Origin of the sequence: Marivirga sp. (assembly GCF_024636815.1) — a bacterium.
Taxonomy (GTDB): Bacteria; Bacteroidota; Bacteroidia; order Cytophagales; family Cyclobacteriaceae; genus Marivirga.
The window spans coordinates 1-18,352 of record NZ_JAGXGF010000149.1; the positions used below are offsets into that span (position 1 = coordinate 1).

An 18,352-nucleotide genomic window follows, 5' to 3' on the forward strand; every position below is an offset into this window, starting at 1 on the left:
ATCATCTAATATGATGTTAAACCTGTTGAAGCGTTGATATATTCTATACTTCAAGTCCTCGCAGTCTTTGAATTGAGCTTCAAAAGAGATAGCAGAATTATTGCTGCATTATAGAATAGTGGTAATTGGTAATCTTGTTATATAGTAGAAGACAAGCCCTAAATTTTGGCTCTCAAAAGAATAATATTCACCCTTACCATATGGAAGTTTATTCTGACAGTAAACTCAACGGATAGTTCAAAATTGAATGCAAAAATAACATCAAACAAAATTAACAGGGGAGAAAACTGCATAGGATTTAAAAATACACCTTTGAATTATTAGAGGATATTAGATCTAAAGTCAGTTTATTTACAGAAACTGAATTATAGGAAAAGTCAAAATAAGTGTTGATTTGATACTATTTTGTTATATTTAACATCTGAAAAGATACTTACATCGTTAGTTTCGTACTGCTTATCAATTTATTTACCATTATATTATAATTACCTTTATTTTTATGGTAAAGTTGGTAAACACAGGTATAGCTACTGGCAGTAAAGAATATAGTCTTTATCGAACCAAACATATTATACGTCTAATAAAACATTCAGTTTATAGAGAAGTGGTAAGTAAGTATATAAAAATATTATCCATTACGGTCATAAGTATTCTTCTGGCTCCATTTATTACATTGGGGCAAGACGGAGATATAGAAAATCTCGTGCCCACAGCATGTTATAACTTTATTAACGATTTTGAAAATGATAATGGATTAACAAATTGTAGTGATCCGGGAGCTGATCCTAATAATTGTATAGAGCCTTTAAATCCAACAGGTGGAACAGGAGAATTCTTACTTGATTCAGCCTTGTGCTTTGGTAACAATCAGTGGTACCAGATGCAACCTGGCCAATCTTTGGATGTCCCTGAAAGTTCTTTGCCTGATTCGGCTGAAAGCAATTATACAGTAGAACTATTATTTCGTATTGACACCATACCGTCTTCTAATCCTGATGGTGCAGTTTATATAATGAATTTCTCTAATCAGAGTGGGAAAAACGTTTTAATCATTAACGAAGATGGCTACATTTGCCTTGATCCTAATTCCAATAATAAGACACCTACTTGCGGAACTAAAAAAGTTTCTCCTGATTACCCAAATGATGTACCCACAGACTTTTTAAACATTGCCTTCAGTTTTGATGGAGATCAACTAACCATTTATTTTGATGGGGAAGAACAGTTTACGGTAACAGCAACAGGAGGGAATAACGACTATGCTTTAAAAAACAATACAGAATTCTTCAATCCGTCAAGTGCATACAATGTGTATACCAATCCGATTGCAGGAATTACAGTTGATTATATTCGATATTTCAGTCAGGTCTTAGATGCTACTTCAATTGAAAATTTAAATTTGGCTGGAACACTAGGTGAAGATATAGATTTAATTGCTTCCCAAACTGCTGGTTGTTTTGGTGATGAAATTACATTGTCAGCAACTGGTGGTATTAGAGACTTTTATATTTGGAGCACGGGAGATACCACCACTACTGAGAATTTAAATTATACTATATTCCAGGAGACGGACACTGTTTGGGTGCAAGGGATTGCCGTATCTCCTTGTGATAGACAATGTTTTGATATAGCTGATACGATAGTTATATCTGGCTACCCCAATCCCGACCTTGGAATAAGTGGGCCAACAGAAGTTTGTGAGGGAGCCCTTGCTGTATTTTCATCTAATGCTGATCCTGCAGGAGGACTGACTGAATATTTCTGGGGAACAACAGGTTCCACTTCATCTCAATCTGGTGAGGACTCTCCTGTTTTTTCAGTAACCTATGACGCAAATGGTACTGTGGATGTTAGCTTGCAAATTGAAAATGAATATGGTTGCGTGGGAGATACCACCTTCCAACTGGTCGTCAATAATGTCCCCACGACAGGTGTCACCATACCACCCACCGCCTGTGAAGATGAAATTGTAAATGTCCAATACACAGGAGACGCTACCTCTACTGCAATTTTTACATGGGATTGGGATGGAGGAACTGTTGAAAATGTTAATGACCCGGGAAGAAATTTTGATGTGAGTTGGGCAGATTTAGGTACAAAAACTATCCGATTTGAAATTGAAGAAGGGAATTGTTTGGTGATTGATTCCGTAACTATTGACATTACCCGAAGACCAACACTCGATTATAGCGCTCCTGATAGTGTATGTGCTACAAATACAGCTGCTATAGATTATTTAGGAGATGCAGATACCTCAATTGCAACCATAACTTGGGATTTTGACGGAGGTGTTAATTCAGGTGATAATATTAATGCTGATGTAGTTTGGGATACTCCCGGAACTAAATCTATTTTATTATCAATTGATGAAGGAGGTTGTGTAAATGATTCAACTTTTACGATTGAAGTTCTTCCGGTTCCCACTACAGATTTGAATGTTCCCACTAACGTCTGTTCAGGACAATCAGCAACCTTTGAATATACAGGAACTGCGAGTGCATCAGCTCAACTAGTATGGACATTGGATGGCGGTACGGTATCTAATGTTGTTGATGCTGACAGACAATTTGATGTGACTTGGTCAACTTTAGGAAGTAAAACAATTACTTTAAATGTTAATCAAGATGGATGTGATACAGATACGACATTTACTGTAAATGTGGGTAAAACCCCAACTCCAAATTTCAATTTACCTGCTGGTGCTTGTACAGATGAAGATGTTGTAGTGCTTTACACTGGTACTGCTGATTTATCTTTAACCGCTCCTGATTTAGTTTTTGATTGGGATTTTGGTGTGGATGCAACTTTTGTTAAAAAGACTGGAGGCCAAGAGGCTTATGATGTTCAATGGAGCTCTTTTGGTACTAAAACAGTTACTTTACAGGTAACGGAAAATGGTTGTACCAGCACACTTTTATCACAAACCATAGAAATTGCTGAAAGACCAGTCATTAGTTTCAATCCTGCAATACCCGCATCAATTTGTATTACAGAAACTGTTCCTTTTGTTTTTGACGGTAACGATGCGGGTGGTGTTTTTACTTGGGATTTTGATGGGGGTACCCAGGTTAATGTTACGGATGCTAATACTGATTTTGAATTAGAATGGGATTCTGCTGGTACCAAAAACGTTGTAGTATCAATTAATAATGATGGCTGTATTACTACTGAAACCTTTGCAATAGATATATTAATTCCAGCTACCACAGATGTTAGTTATCCCGATTTTGCTTGTGTAGGTGAAGCAGCCAGATTTATTTATAATGGTTCTGGAGATACTAATGATGCTGGAACAACTTTTACTTGGGATTTTGAAGATGCAAATCCAGCTGATATAGTTGATTTAGGTAATCAGGTTTATGATGTTACATGGAATAATTACGATGCTGTAACTCCTGCTAATAACACTAAGACTATAACCTTAGAGATTGATAAAGCTGGTTGTACGGTGATTGAAACCTTTACCATTGAAATTTCTCCTAAACCGGTTCCTGTAATAGCAGCTCCTGCAGGAGCTTGTTTGAATGAAACAGTTGTAGTCACATTTGATAATGATTTAGCAGGAGCCACCTTAACAGGATATGATTTTGGTGCAGACGGAACTGAGGCTGCAACTGGTAATCCTGAAGTTTGGGATGTTTACTGGGCTTCTATTGGTACTAAAACCATAACTGCTACATATTCTATAAATGGCTGTGATTCTACTGTCACTCAAGAAATAGAGATATTTCCTATCCCATCTGATAATATGGATACGGAAACCGAAATCTGTGATAATGCGACCGCTAATTTCACCTATCAAGGGAATGCGGCCAACACTGTAGCGTGGACAATGCCCGCAGGGGTAACTTTCACACAAGTTTCAGGAAATAATAGAGATATCGATATAACTTTTCCAGTTACTGGAACGGCTCAAACTTATACAATTGAGGCAGAGATATCGAATGGTAATTGCCAAATCTTATTTTCTGAAGATGTAACCGTATTGCCAGCTCCTTTAGCTGATATTCCGGCTTTAGGTACTGTTTGTACCACTGTACCCATCACAGTTGACTTGACGGCAACTTATGACTCCAATAATTCCTACATCTGGAATTGGGCTGGAGCAACTCTTGAAGATTATAATGGTGCAGGAATCTGGACGGTAAGCTGGCCAACATCTGGGCCTAAAAATATTGAGTTAACAGTGCAATCACCTAATGCTTGTCAATCAGTTGATACTCAAACTGTAAATGTTGGTTATTTCCCGCAATTAAGTGATTTGGATGTGCCTACTACAGTTTGTGAAAATGATCCTTTTCAGATTACATATTTAGGAAATGCTGCTGAAGTGACGAATTTCACATGGGTAGAACAAGCAGGTGGGACTTTCACTTTTGATGGTACGGATAGCTGGACAGTTGAATTTGATAGTCCTGGTGAAAAAGAAGTAACATTGGAAATGACAGGTGGTGCTGGTTGTACTGTCGACACAACTTTTAATATCAATGTAAACTTTTATCCTGATTTCGGTCTATCCTCGAACAATACTTGTACTAATATTGCTGTATTTGTGTCCTATCCGGATGTTTTAGCGGATATTGATACTACTTGGGATTTTGGAGATGGAGCTATATTTGAACAAGTGAATGATACTACATTTAGTATTGAATATGATACTCCGGGTACTAAAACCATTACTTTAACAATTGATGGAGACTGTGGCCAAGAAATACAAACAGCAGATGTAGAAGTGTCTGCAGGACCTGACTACTCCATTAATGCCGCTGCACAAGTATGTATTAATGATCCGGATCCTTATGAAATAATATTGGTAGAGGCGGTTGGAACTGATGTTGAAATACTTAGCTATGAATTAATTCCCAATGATGATAATGCGACAGCCACAATTTCAGCCAATGGTTTAAGATTAATAGTAGATGGTTGGAGTTATGGAGGATATAAACAAGCTATTATTGAAGTAGCGGATAATTCAGGTAGTGGTTGTCCAGTGCAATTTGAAACCATCGATTATGCCGTTTATAATTTTATTCAATTAGATGCTTTTCCTGATAATGGTTGTATAGAAGATCCTATTACCATAAGTTTTTCAGGTGTTGTAGAAGATGGAGCCATTTTTAATTGGAATTTTGATGGGGCTTCTGTTACTGAAGTAGTTGAAAATGAGGAATACGTATTAACATGGAATACTTCAGGGCAAAAGACTATTGTTCTTGATATAGATGGGCAATGTAACGTTGTATCAGATAGTATAAGTATCAATATTGGAGAACCAGCTGATACTTCTTTAGATTTCCCAGCAGCAGTTTGTGAGGGTGAAGTTGCTAATATCACTTATGATATGAGCTTGCTTACGACTAATAGTACCTTAAACGGAGTCGAAATCATTTATGGCAATATGCCAAATGATACAACCAATGATGAACCTGAAAATGGTATTTTTGCACCAGTTTGGAATACAGCCGGAGTTAAAAACTTTTCTTTAGTGGTTAATAATGGTGGATGTATTGATACTGCAGATTATCAAATAACTGTGTATGAAATTCCAGTAGCTTCATTTACTAGAAGTGATAATATTGTCTGTGTAGGCGAGTCGGTGGATTTCAATTTTAATGGAAGTATGCCGGCCGGAACTGTAGTTGATTGGGATTTCATGGAAGATGATGTCAATGATATTACAGAAAACACTCCGGATAGAAATTATAGTGTGCAATGGCAAACTCCAGGTATTAAAACCATCAACTTGATTTTAGATAATGGTGGTTGTATTGATAGCGCTAGTCGAGAGGTAGAAGTTTTACCTTTTCCAGATTTTGAAATTGATTTACCGGCTGATGTTTGTCGTAATGCACCTGTGGTTGTTAGTTTAATCAATAACGGAACAGGAACTATATCAGATTTCGATTTTGAGTGGAATTTTGGAAATGCAACTGTTACTGATTTAGGAAATGAAGAATACGAACTAATTTTCCCAACAGTAAGTACTCAAACTGTAAGTGTCGATATTACAGGTGCTGGAGGTTGTAATAACTCTATTTCTCATGATATTATAGTAAATCCTGCTCCAGACGTGGTTTATAATGCTAGTCCAATTCCTGTTTGTGTGGATGAAGAATTTACTTTTGAATACACAGGAGTGGCAGGTACTAACTATATGGGGACCATGAATATAACCGTAACAAATTTAGACGGGGGAACTGAGGTTTTTTCTAGTCCTACCGAATCTAGGATTACTTGGTCAACACCTGGTAATAAAGAAATTAGAGTAGAAATGTTGGATGACAACAACTGTCCATCCGTGGTAAGGGTACAAGTAGAGGTATTACCATTACCTACTATGACTTATGATGCCCCAACTAATTTCTGTATAGGAGAAGAGTTTATAGTGAGATATACAGGTGATGCTGATCCATTTACCGATACATTTACTTGGACTTTTGATCCTGCTGGTCTGGTTTCAGCCACAAAAATAGCTGGAGCGCAAGCATACAGAGTAATTTATAGTACTAATGGACCTAAAACTATTGATATAGATGTTACCAATGGAAATGGTTGTGTAAACACGGTAAGTTTTGATGTTGGTATTTTTGCAGGGCCAAATGATTTTAATGTTGATCAAGGCCCGGTTTGTGCTTTTGATGAATTAGTATTTTATCTGGGCACAGATGAGGTAGTAAATATTGATCCCGGTGTTGATGGAAGTTGGGATATTAGCAATCCAAATAATATAACTTGGTCTACGCCAGGTATAAAAAATGTAGCACTTACTTTAACAAATGGAAATTGCGAAATCACTCGTGAATTTGATGTTGAAGTTGAACCAACCCCATTAGGAGAAATAACAGTTGATATTGGTTGTGTAGGACAACCTACTTTAGTGAGTTATGGAGGCGCTGGAGCTGCCAGTATTTTTGCTACCTTTGACTGGGGAACAAGTTTCGATGATGCGGTTTCAGTAAGTAAAATTGCAGGACAAGAAGCTTATGAAGTGGTTTGGGATACTCCAGGTACATATGCTATCTCAGTAGATATTATTGGTGAAAATGGTTGTGAGAATACTATTGCACTCCCCGAAATTACTATTAACCCATCACCTACCGTATCCTTCAATTTACCAGCCACAATTTGTGAGTTTGTAGAACGTGATTTATTTATTTCTAATCCGGATTCCACCTATCAATATTCGTGGGAATTAGGGCCTTATGGGGTAATTGTTTCTTCAAATGCTGATAGTACTCAAATTACAGCGGTTTGGGAAGAAATAGGAGGTACGAATGTAGACACGAACATTTCCGCTACGGCAAGTATAAATGGATGCAGCACAACTAGAACCAGAACTATCAGAGTATTAGTTGGTCCTGATCCAAGTTTTGATACTCCTTTATTTTGTTTAGATGAAGTATCAGGCGAAGCAACAGGCACTATAGTTTATACAGGTGATAATGATATTAATGTCGATACTTTTGATTGGGATTTTGATATTGATGCTGCTGCTGGTGAAAGTGCTACACAAATTGCAGGGACAGAAAATTATGATATTGTTTATACAACTCCTGGTAGAAAGACGGTGACTTTAACTGTTACCAACGATAATTGCGGAAGCCGAACTTTTACAGATATTTTAGCAGTTAACAACTTAGCAGAATTTGAACTAGAATCGGCTAATGATGAATTATGTGAAGGTGCCACAACCAGAGTTTGGTTTACAGGTGTTGTGGAGCCTGGTGCTACCTATGATTGGGATTTTGATCTTGACCCAAATACTGGCGATGAAGTAGATATAATTGTAGCCGATTCATTATTTGAAATAACTTATTATTCAACAGGTACAAAAACCATTCGATTGGAGATTACTGGTGAAACCTGTAATGATGATTCATTCGAGCAATCTTTTGTAATTGGAGAAGCACCTACATCAGATTTCACATTAGGTGCAGCAGAAAATTGTTTAGGTGATCTAACCACTGTAACTTATACAGGATCGACTTCGGATGGAGGTGATTTAATTTGGGATTGGGATGACGGAATTTCTACTCAATTAAATGATTCTACTTTTGAAGTAAGTTGGCCGACTCCGGGATTTAAGGAATTAAGTTTGGTGGTGGAAGACGGAGGATGTATCTCTGATACAACTTTCCAAACAGTCACTGTTTATGATAATTCTGCATCAACTATAATAATTGACACAGATTTATGTATTGATTCCTTAGGGATGGCATCTGTAAATCCGGAATTTTTTGATCCGGGTGCCACTTGGAGCTGGAGTTTCCAAGGAGTAGATGTTTTAAATGCTAATGCCGATTCAACAGAATTCACCTTCAGCTATAATTCAGTAGGAGAGAAGTTCGTCAATTTTAGTATCAATGGCTCTCTTTGTAATGATTTTGATACTACTATGGTCATAAATGTAGGAGAGAGAATACCTTTTAGTGTTTCGGCTGATACAGAAATTTGCTCAAATGATAGTGCCAGGATAGTCTTTACCTTACCAATGGTGAATGGTAGGGAATTGGAATGGGATTTTGACAATCCAAGTCAGGTTACTAAAATAAGTAATACCAGGGAAGATTATTTTGTGACATGGGATTCTATCGGGATAAAAAATGTTACGGTTAGCATTAACAATAAAGGGTGTATTAGAGATAGTACGTTCCAAATCAATGTGAAACAACTACCTGACGCAACTTTCCAGACGGATGATTTTATGTGTCAAGATGATATCTTAATGTTGGTTCCAGATTGGGATGTTTCGCCTTTCAGTATTATTAATTGGAGTTATAATTACAATGGGAATACGGGCACTCAAAATGAAGCTGATTTTCAGCTTGCGTTAGATGAAGCAGGCTCAATTGAAGTTACCTTAGGTGTTTTGGAAAATGGTTGTCAGGATTTTTACACTACTACCATAGAAATAAGAGAAAAACCTACAGCTTCAATAAATGCACCGGATTTCATTTGTTTGGAAGGAACAGCCAATATCAATTTTGCTGATAGTTTGATTAGTGGAACAACCTATGATTGGGGGACATTTGATGGAGCTACAACTGTCAACCCTTTAGGAAATGAAACCTATGAGTTAGGATGGTCAGAAGGTGGAGTAAAAACTTTATATGTAATAGCTAGTAGAAATGGATGCCCTTCTGATACTGCTTTCCATTCAGTCAATGTATTTAGCTTAGATAATTTAGAAATAGAATCCGATTCAATTTGTCAACATCAAACTGCAATTGTCAACTTTGTTAATGAAGGCTTAGACATAAATGGCTATTCTTGGGATTTTGATGGAGCTGAAGTACTTAGTGGTTCAGGTTTTGGTCCTTATGAACTTTTCTGGGATACAACTGGAGAAAAAAATGTAGCTATTAATATTGATGGGTTTATTTGTAATACAAATCAACTGATGAAAACGATAACGGTTGAGCCATCTGCTTTCCCTGAAATCAATCTTTCAGGTCCTGGTATTGTTTGTGAAAATATAGATGTTTTCATGGATGTATCAATAGAAAATGGTGGTGATAACCCTGAGTTTGAATGGTTTATTAATGGAGAGTTTATTGGGAATGATTTTGATAGCACATTGCTGGAAGATCAGGATGTAGTTAAGGTAAAATTAATCTCAGATGCAAAATGTGCTGTTAATCCTGAGGCTATGTCCAATGAGTTTGTAGTCAATATTCTAAATTATCAATACGAAGGTAACACTATTGTGAACCCTAATCCTGTTTGTATTGGAGATTCGGTTGTGGTAAGTCTTGATCCCGGGAATTATAATGTTTTGGATTGGGAAATTAGTACAAATTTAGAAGATTGGACGAGCCTGGGAGTTTCAAGCACAGAGCTGATTGATTTCCCTGAGGAAAATACATATTACCGTGCCAGGATTGTAGATACGCAAGGATTATGTCCGCAAACTACACCGCCAGGAACTGCAAATGTAGTGCCTTACGAGCCTATTGATGCAGGGAATGACATTTCAATTCGAGAAGGAGATTCAAGAATTTTAGAAGCTACAAATGGGCAAAGTTTTGTTTGGAGAAATGATGTTTCCATTCAAAGTGATGTCAGAAATGCCAGAATTCAAGTAACTCCTAGGAAAACCACCACCTATATAGTGAATGGATTGACTATAAATGGATGTCCAGATGTAGATTCTGTAACAGTAGTAGTAAGACCACCAGTAGAACCACCAAATGTTTTTTCTCCTAATGGAGATGGAGTAAATGATGTTTGGGATCTAGGAGCAATCATGGAGTATCCGGATGCTTTAGTGAAAATTTATAATAGATGGGGTAAAGAATTATTCTATTCTATTGGTTATGATGAGCCTTGGGACGGAAAGTTTAATGGTGAAGTTTTAACTCCAGGAGTGTATTATTATGTTATTGATTTGAAAGATGGATATGATGCTGTCACAGGAACTATCACTATATTGTACTAAATTTGAATAGATTAATTACTATATCGATATTTATTTTAGGGTTTGTTTCAATTGAGGCTTTTGCTCAGCAAAGGCCTCAATATACCCAATATGCCACAAATCAGTTTTTGATCAATCCTGCTATAGCAGGCTCTCAAAATATGGATGAAATTAAAATTGGTGGCAGGGTGCAATGGATTGGCTTTCAGGATGCACCTCAGACTGTTTTTGCAACCTATCATGCTCCTTTTAAGAAAATGCCTTTTCAAACTACCATGAACCAAAGAGGTCATCATGGCTTTGGTGCAATATTAATAAAGGATATTACAGGACCGATTAGTCAGACTTCTGCTCATCTTAATTATGCATATCATCATCCCTTTACAGATAATTTAAATGCTGCAGTAGGTGTCTCCTTAGGCATGCTTCAGCATACTATTGATATGAGCAAATTGAATTTTCAAAATGCTAATGACGGAATAATTGATCGATTAATTCCTAATAGATTTGTGCCGGATGGTTCGGTTGGTATTTGGGTATACAGCGATAAGTTTTACTTTGGTGCTTCCATTACACAAATGATTAGTAATACCACTATGTTTTTACCTGTTGGTGAAAGAGAAGTAGAGACTTTTGATCTGGGAGCACATTATTTTGCGAACATTGGATATAAATTTGATATAGGTTCTGAAAGCTCAGATTGGTTTATAGTTCCCTCAGTATTGTTTAAATCCATAAGACCTGCATCTGGTCATGTTGATTTCAATATAAGAGCACAAAAAGCAGAGAATTTTTGGTTTGGAGCTTCTTTCAGGCAAGATGATAGTTTTAGTGGTTTGGTAGGAATTTCTGCAATGCAGGATTTTGCCTTTACTTACTCTTACGATTTTATTATTTCTGATATCGGACCATATAGTGGAGGTAGTCATGAAGTAACTATGACTTTCAGATTTAAAAAGAAACAGAGAAAAGTAATTTGCCCTGATTCTTTTTGGTTGTAAATTCTGATTTTAAAGCTCAGTGTTTTCTCCAAAATAATCTGTCAGTTCCTGTAATGTGCGTTCAGTTACCTGTGTATCCTTTACAATTTCGCCTTTATCTAAAATCACTATTCGTTCACAAATTTCAGTTACATGATTAAGGTCATGACTTGAAATGACAAAAGTAACCGACTTCTCAGCTTGGAATTGTTGAATGATTTTCTTTAGTCTGATTTGACTGGTTGGATCTAGGTTTTCAAAAGGTTCGTCTAATATCACGAGCTGAGGGTCGCCCAATAAAGCAGCAGCTACTCCCAGTTTCTTTTTATTTCCTTTTGATAAATCTCTGATATATTTCTTTTTCCCAAATATTTCATCATTGAAAAGGGGTTCAAATAGTTGAAGGTGTTTTGTAACATCACCTTCGCTAATTCCTTTTATTTTAGATAGAAATTGGAAATACTCCTCAGGTGTTAAATAAGATATAAGGAATTTTTCATCTATAAAGGAGCCTGTAAAACTTTTCCACTCCTCACTTTCAGTTACAGCTTTTTCTTCAATTTGGATACTGCCTTCAGAGGCTCTTATTAAATCCAGCATTAATCGTAGCATGGTGGTTTTTCCGGCTCCATTATTTCCTACCAAACCAAATGACTGCACTTTGGGTATTTCCAAAAATGGAATGTTCAAAACTGTTATTTTCTTATAGCTTTTTTGAAGGTTGTTAAATTGTATCAATTTTTTAGATGGTTAAGTCGTGGATAAGTTTATACTTGTCTTTTTTAAGCTTTTTTGAAATAGCATTAAAAAATTTCTTTCTTAAAAATATACCGATTAATCCAGTAATTCCTACAACTAATATTCCTATGGTATTATTTCCAAGATAACTGAAAAGTATATAAATGAATGATGGACCTAAGATTACAGGTAGGCCTATTAAAAATTGTGCAGCCCCAACGCCTTGATAATTCATCATGGAGCTTTTGTCTAATTCGATTGGTTTTGGGCTCCAAAGCCCTATTCTTATAATCAGCATACTGTTAATTCCGATGTTGTACAAGGCCGCCATTGCCATAGCAAACATTATTTCATAGCCGAAATAAATATAAGGGATGGATAAAACCGAAGTAATTAGTGCAGAATATAGCAATAATCTATATCGGGATTCCACCCATAAGGTGTATGGATTGATTTTAGTTAAGAAAAAATCCATTTGGTTGGTGTTCCAACTCCACAAGAATTGCCCGTATTGCATGATGAATATTCCAGTGAAGAATATACTCATGAAAATCACCATTACATTGGATTGAGTTTCTTCACCCATGCTGAATATGAATAAGGGATATAGCAAAAATAATCCAGCCATTAGTAAACTAGATCTGCTTCTTTTGTGCCTTAATATTAATTTCAATTCCTGAACTACTAAAGTATTGAGTAATCCTTTATTCTCCCAATTCCCCAATTTAGAAGTTAATGTTTCGCCTGATAACATCTTGGCATCGGTAAGATCTTCCGTATATAAATGACTACTGAAAAAATGGTAGCAAATAAAAATTAACCCAATTAGCAAAAGTAATGGAACTGATAAAAATATAGGGGAGTTGACCACCATATCAGCCCAATAACCAAAAGGAATGATGTTTTTATCTAAATAATTTTGACCGATATAATGAAGAGTAAAAATGATTACTATAACTCCCCAAGCTAAAAGGCTATTGTCCCATTTCTTCTTAAAAAGGATATTGAAAAAATGTAATGAAAGTGATATTGATAAATTAAATATTAACCAAATAATGGCTTCCTCTTGCCCTAAATGAGGAATTCCTATTTTGTAATAGATAGGAATGAAAATGGCTGGTGCCAATAAATTGTAGGGGCTGAAAAGAGATTTAATAAGTAAAAAATTGGAGATTAATTTTTTTGAAATGGGTAAATGTAAATAAGGCTCAATATCTAAAACTGGAACAGTTTGAAGAAAATAACGGATCACTAATTCGATTACAAAATAATAAAGTAAGAATTGATTGATAAAACTTATTGGGCTCATATCATTTCTGAATTGCTCAATAATCCCTTCTAAGCTAAAAGAAGCCACTATAATATTGAGTAATACAAATAGCCCTAAAATGGATAGAAAAATTTTTACACCTAAATCTTTTTCAAAGGCTGGTGATCTTCTAAAACTAATCCACTGATGTTTTAATATCCAATGCATAAATACTAGGTTGATAGTAGATGGAAAGCTATGAGATATAGTATTCTTATCAAAGAATTATTTGATAATTGGATCTATTTTTCAATTTATTGACCTTTTTTTATTTTAAAAGTTGTGATACAGTTAAGAACTCAAAACTAAAATTGACCATTACACTTTCCATTTTAATTATACTATATAACAAGTTTTTTTTTATTCTAGCAAACACCCTTATAATCCCTCAAGCAACACCCCTGAAGTCCCCTCAAGGGGACAGTCTCACAGATTTACACTAGCAGAAAATAATACGCTTAATTACTTTTTTGTCGATTCTCAAGCAAAATATTTGACAAAATGATATTAAATCAAATTAATACGAAAATGTAATTCTGTGCGTCTCCCCCCTTGAGGGGGGCAAGGGGGGGTGACCATTTGCTTAACTTAAGCATCAATAACATATTCCACTTTATAACAAAAGTCCTGTTATCTCAATTGAAATTCAGTTCAAAACTTTAATTAAATAGCTATCAAAACAGTTTCCATTTCTAAGAAAATCTGTTTTGATAGCTTTTTCTATATTTAAATAACACCCTGTGCCTTCATGGCATCAGCTACTTTTAGAAAGCCAAAGATATTGGCAGAGGCTAAATAGTCATGCTGATTGAGGTCATATTCCTCAGCTGTGTTTACACAATTATCATGGATGTTTTTCATTATATTTTTCAATTTTTCGTCCACTTCTTCTCTGGACCAATAAACGCCAATTCTGTTCTGACTCATTTCTAAGCCAGATACTGCTACACCACCAGCATTAGTGGCCTTACCGGGAGCATATAAAATCTCTGATTCACAAATAATATCAATGGCCTCAGGAGTTAATGGCATGTTAGCTCCTTCCGTCAACATTTTAATCCCTGTTTTCTTCAGGTTTTCAGCATCCTTTTCATTTATTTCATTTTGAGTCGCGCAAGGAAAAGCACAGTCGGCTTTAGTCTTCCAAAGAGGATTATGATCTTTTTCTGAATCTACTTCTTCATATTTAGCATTAGGATATTTTTCTAGATATTCCGAAATTCTGCCTCTATTGATATTTTTAATTTGCTTGATGTGTTCTAGTTTTTCGGTATCAATTCCTTCCTCATCAATAATATATCCTGAAGAGTCCGAAGCTGTAATCGGTTTAGCACCTAATTCTATTAATTTTTCTAAAGTAAATTGAGCCACATTACCAGAACCTGATACTATACATCTTTTATCCTTTAAACTGTCATCTATTTTTTCTAACATGTATTTAGAAAAATAAACTAAACCATATCCTGTGGCTTCAGGTCGAATTAAACTACCTCCCCATTCTCTACCTTTACCAGTCAATACTCCGGTAAATTCATTTTGCAATTTTTTATAAGCGCCAAAGAGATAGCCAATTTCTCTACCTCCAACGCCAATATCTCCAGCAGGGACGTCTGTGAAATGCCCAATATGACGATAAAGTTCTCCCATAAAAGCCTGACAAAATCGCATAATTTCAGCATCTGATCTACCTTTAGGATTAAAATCTGCACCTCCTTTTCCACCTCCTAAAGGCAAACCAGTCAAGGCATTTTTAAATATCTGTTCAAATGCAAGAAATTTTAAAATGCTTTGATTCACGGAAGGATGAAATCTTAATCCACCCTTATAAGGTCCTAAAGCGCTGTTCATTTGTACTCTATAACCCCTGTTTACGTGTACCTCTCCTTCATCGTCTAGCCAGTTCACACGGAAAGAAATTAGACGTTCCGGTTCAGCCATTCTTTCCAATAGCTTTAAATGATGATATTCAGGATGCTTTTTAAAAACTATTCCAATGGACGAAATTACTTCATCTACAGCTTGGATAAATTCTGGTTCGTTAGGATTTCTTTTCTTTATTTGTTCTAATAATTCGTTTTCAGACATAATGAATTTGCTTTAATATGGGTTCTAAAACTAAAGTAATTACAATAAACATTGTTGTTTGTTATTGAATATCAGATAATAATTCCAGGTGCTCGTATAATAGGTTCTATTCAATTGGTAACTCTATTTACATAAATTCTGTTAAAGAGAGAATATATGTAACTTTTTAAGTTGCTTATTATCAGCTAAAACTATGCAAATTTAATTTTTAATAGATATTAATATCTTTTACTGTGATAATTTTTTCAATGTTTTTTAATTATTCTTAATTAAAATTTATGACACAAAGCCCCAAGCCAAACCTCAAGTGGATCAGAAGGATATCACAATTGCTGGATTCTAAATTTAGAATACCTTCAACCTCCATAAAATTTGGAATAGATCCGTTGATTGGTTTAATACCTGGCCTTGGCGATTTAAGTTCTTACCTTGTTTCTTTAATGCTTATATACAATATCCGGAAAAATGGTGCCAGTGGAAAATTGTTAACGAAAATGCTTATTAATGTTTCGATTGATGCAATATTTGGGGCTATCCCTGTTTTGGGTGCTGTATTCGATTTTTGGTATAAAGCCAATGATAGAAATCTTCGTTTGGCTCAGGAATATTATGAAGAGGGAAAGCATCAGGGTTCTGGTAAAGGTCTTTTATTCTTAATTATTTTGTTGGTTATAGCTATAATAGCAGCACTTATTTACCTAGCCTGGTGGGCTTTAGTTGAGCTTCGAGAGTTATTAACTTAGTCATTTTTTTGAATCACTTAATATATTCTAAGTGAAATAGCACCTTAAATAAGGAGTTTTTACACATAATAATACAATGCAGTTAAGTTAAGAAATAATACATATATAAATAGAGATAAATTACGGAAGAAGATTATAAGAGCTTAACATATCTTTAAATCAATTTTACCAAGTTAACAGTTTACTTTTATTATTAATAAAGGCCCGAAGGGCTGACATATTATAACGTAGGGTGAAGCCCTACGTAAAATATAATGTGGATACAAAAGCCCTGAAAGGGTGTGATATTACGCCCTTTCAGGGCTTTTGAGCAGGTGTTTGAATTCACAGGGCTGACACCCTGTGTTATGATTACGTCCTTTCAGGACTAAAAAAAGAAATCAAAATCATTCAATAAAAACAAAAAATAAAAAAAGAGTTGATATTATAAAAAGCTTAACCTAACGACATTGCATAATAATATTATAAATACCCTGAATTAGTTGAAATTATATTTTAATGTAAAAATTTGTTAAGTCAAGCGTTCGGGTAGATGACCGTCTAATTTATCCCATTGTTTGGCCAGGGTTCTTCGTGTCAATAATTTTATACTTGTGCTCACAAGAGCAAGACTTACTGAAAAAAGTATCACTTCTTTTGCGCTCACCTTCGAAGAGTATAGATTTTCTGGCGGTGGTGTTTTAGTAATTTTCTTCCATCCTTTTTTCACTAACTCTTTAGCTAGGTAACTGATGCCAACCGCGGCAATTGTTTCGACAGAATTGTAATTGCTCTCTGTTAAATATTTGTTTTTTTTAAAGTTCATAATTGGTCTATTTTAAATATTGATAGTTCTATATCTTGCTTTTACTAACATGAAAAAACCGTAGGCGAATAAGCCTACCGCAAGTATTGCTAAAAAGATTGTTCCAAATTCGCTTTGGATAAAATTAAAAGCATCTTTAGTACCACCGGCAGAATTCGAGTTAGCCGTAAAAGCAGCATGAAATATGAGATAGGAAATTATCCCTACTACAATACCTCTAGCTGTATAACCTACATAGCCAGAGCTTATTATAATTCGTTCAACTCTATTGTCAAGTTCGGCAGCTTGCACCCTATTCTTAAATATACCGGAATAAGCAATATAAAGTTGATAACCGGCCTTACTCAAAAATGCAGCAGCAAAAATACCTACTAATATCTGTCCATAGGGTTTACTTAATAAAGAAACAACAAAAGATTTATTACCTTCTCCAGATCCGCCTCCAGCATGAAATAGTATCTTTACAGCTGTAAATGCCATAAAGCCATAAAAGATACCTGAAGAGGCGTAGCCTGCCCTGGTAAACAAACCTTTTAAATCATTTCCTTTACCTTCAGGATCTGCAAAAGCCTGGTAAAATTTCCAAAAAATATAACCTAACAAACCAATAGCAGTTATTCCCAAAAGTATCTGACCAAAGGGTTGGCCTGCTATGGTACTTAATACACCACCACTTCCAGTTGTTTTACCACCTGTGCTAATGGCTGCGGTTAAAGTAAGGGCGCCTATCATGCAATAGACGAAGCCTTTTGTGAAAATGCCAAATCGAGCAATTTTCTCTTTTTTTCTTTTCCAAAGCATTATTTGGTTAGCACATAAAATGCATGGATAACCCCCGGTATAAAAAATAATAATTTTAAGATTAAATTAATCCAAAATGCACTTGTAAGCCCTTTACCCATGGCAACCGCAACAGGAGGCAAAAAAATAGCTAAAATGATTTGAAGAATGCTCATTATAAAAAGGTTTAAGGTTAATAAGTTTATTAATAGATTGGTATAATAATTCACGTAGTTTATCTATATTAGTTACAATTACATTTAATACAGAAATAGTTATATAAATTGTTTACTAACCAATTGTCTTTTATCTGTGATATTATTTTAAGTTGAAGATGAGAGTGTGGATCGTGTGATTAATAACCTGAGTTCGACTCTAATTTGGAAATTCAGATTTTCATAAAATTAAATAGACAAGGCGTCTTTTAGAAGATATAGCGAGCTATATCGAGGAAAGACAACGCAGTATATTGGATTTTATGGAAAAGTTTTCCCC

The 18,352-nt window shown here is 35.3% G+C and carries 9 protein-coding genes; 3 read left to right on the forward strand and 6 right to left on the reverse strand.

Annotated features, from left to right (window positions below; genetic code table 11):
- Positions 1-499: 499 nt before the first annotated feature.
- Entirely contained in the window at positions 500-10,438 is a 9,939-nt protein-coding gene (locus Q0L29_RS11095) for a PKD domain-containing protein (protein ID WP_296621645.1), read from the forward strand.
- A 2-nt stretch (positions 10,439-10,440) separates the two neighbouring features.
- Positions 10,441-11,418 (forward strand): type IX secretion system membrane protein PorP/SprF, encoded by a 978-nt coding sequence (locus Q0L29_RS11100; RefSeq protein ID WP_296621647.1) that lies wholly within the window; start codon positions 10,441-10,443, stop codon positions 11,416-11,418.
- A 9-nt stretch (positions 11,419-11,427) separates the two neighbouring features.
- Here Q0L29_RS11100 and Q0L29_RS11105 read toward each other — a convergent pair whose 3' ends face one another.
- The 3 genes from Q0L29_RS11105 to gdhA form a co-directional block, all read right to left on the reverse strand.
- Positions 11,428-12,135, reverse strand: a complete 708-nt coding sequence (locus Q0L29_RS11105; protein ID WP_296621649.1) for an ABC transporter ATP-binding protein — start codon at positions 12,133-12,135, stop codon at positions 11,428-11,430.
- Positions 12,136-12,139: 4 nt separating this feature from the next.
- Complete coding sequence (locus tag Q0L29_RS11110) at positions 12,140-13,612, reverse strand: DUF5687 family protein (RefSeq protein ID WP_296621650.1); 1,473 nt, start codon at positions 13,610-13,612, stop codon at positions 12,140-12,142.
- 558 nt (positions 13,613-14,170) lie between these two features.
- On the reverse strand, positions 14,171-15,529 hold the full coding sequence (gdhA, locus tag Q0L29_RS11115; protein WP_296621652.1) for an NADP-specific glutamate dehydrogenase: 1,359 nt from the start codon (positions 15,527-15,529) through the stop codon (positions 14,171-14,173).
- 278 nt (positions 15,530-15,807) lie between these two features.
- On the opposite strand from gdhA, the gene Q0L29_RS11120 reads away from it, so the two are divergent.
- A complete protein-coding gene (locus tag Q0L29_RS11120; protein WP_296621654.1) occupies positions 15,808-16,272 on the forward strand; it encodes a DUF4112 domain-containing protein in 465 nt (154 codons plus the stop codon).
- Positions 16,273-16,783: 511 nt separating this feature from the next.
- Here Q0L29_RS11120 and Q0L29_RS11125 read toward each other — a convergent pair.
- From Q0L29_RS11125 to Q0L29_RS11135, 3 genes are read right to left on the reverse strand one after another with little or no spacing between them, the layout of a single operon-like run.
- On the reverse strand, positions 16,784-17,077 hold the full coding sequence (locus Q0L29_RS11125) for a DUF4235 domain-containing protein (RefSeq protein ID WP_296621655.1): 294 nt from the start codon (positions 17,075-17,077) through the stop codon (positions 16,784-16,786).
- Positions 17,078-17,089: 12 nt separating this feature from the next.
- Positions 17,090-17,878 carry a DUF1206 domain-containing protein gene (locus Q0L29_RS11130; RefSeq protein WP_296621658.1) on the reverse strand — a complete coding sequence of 263 codons (789 nt, stop codon included), beginning with the start codon at positions 17,876-17,878 and terminating at the stop codon, positions 17,090-17,092.
- A complete protein-coding gene (locus Q0L29_RS11135) occupies positions 17,878-18,033 on the reverse strand; it encodes a YqaE/Pmp3 family membrane protein (RefSeq protein ID WP_296621660.1) in 156 nt (51 codons plus the stop codon). Before Q0L29_RS11135 ends, Q0L29_RS11130 begins: the two co-directional genes overlap by 1 nt.
- Positions 18,034-18,352 lie beyond the last annotated feature (319 nt).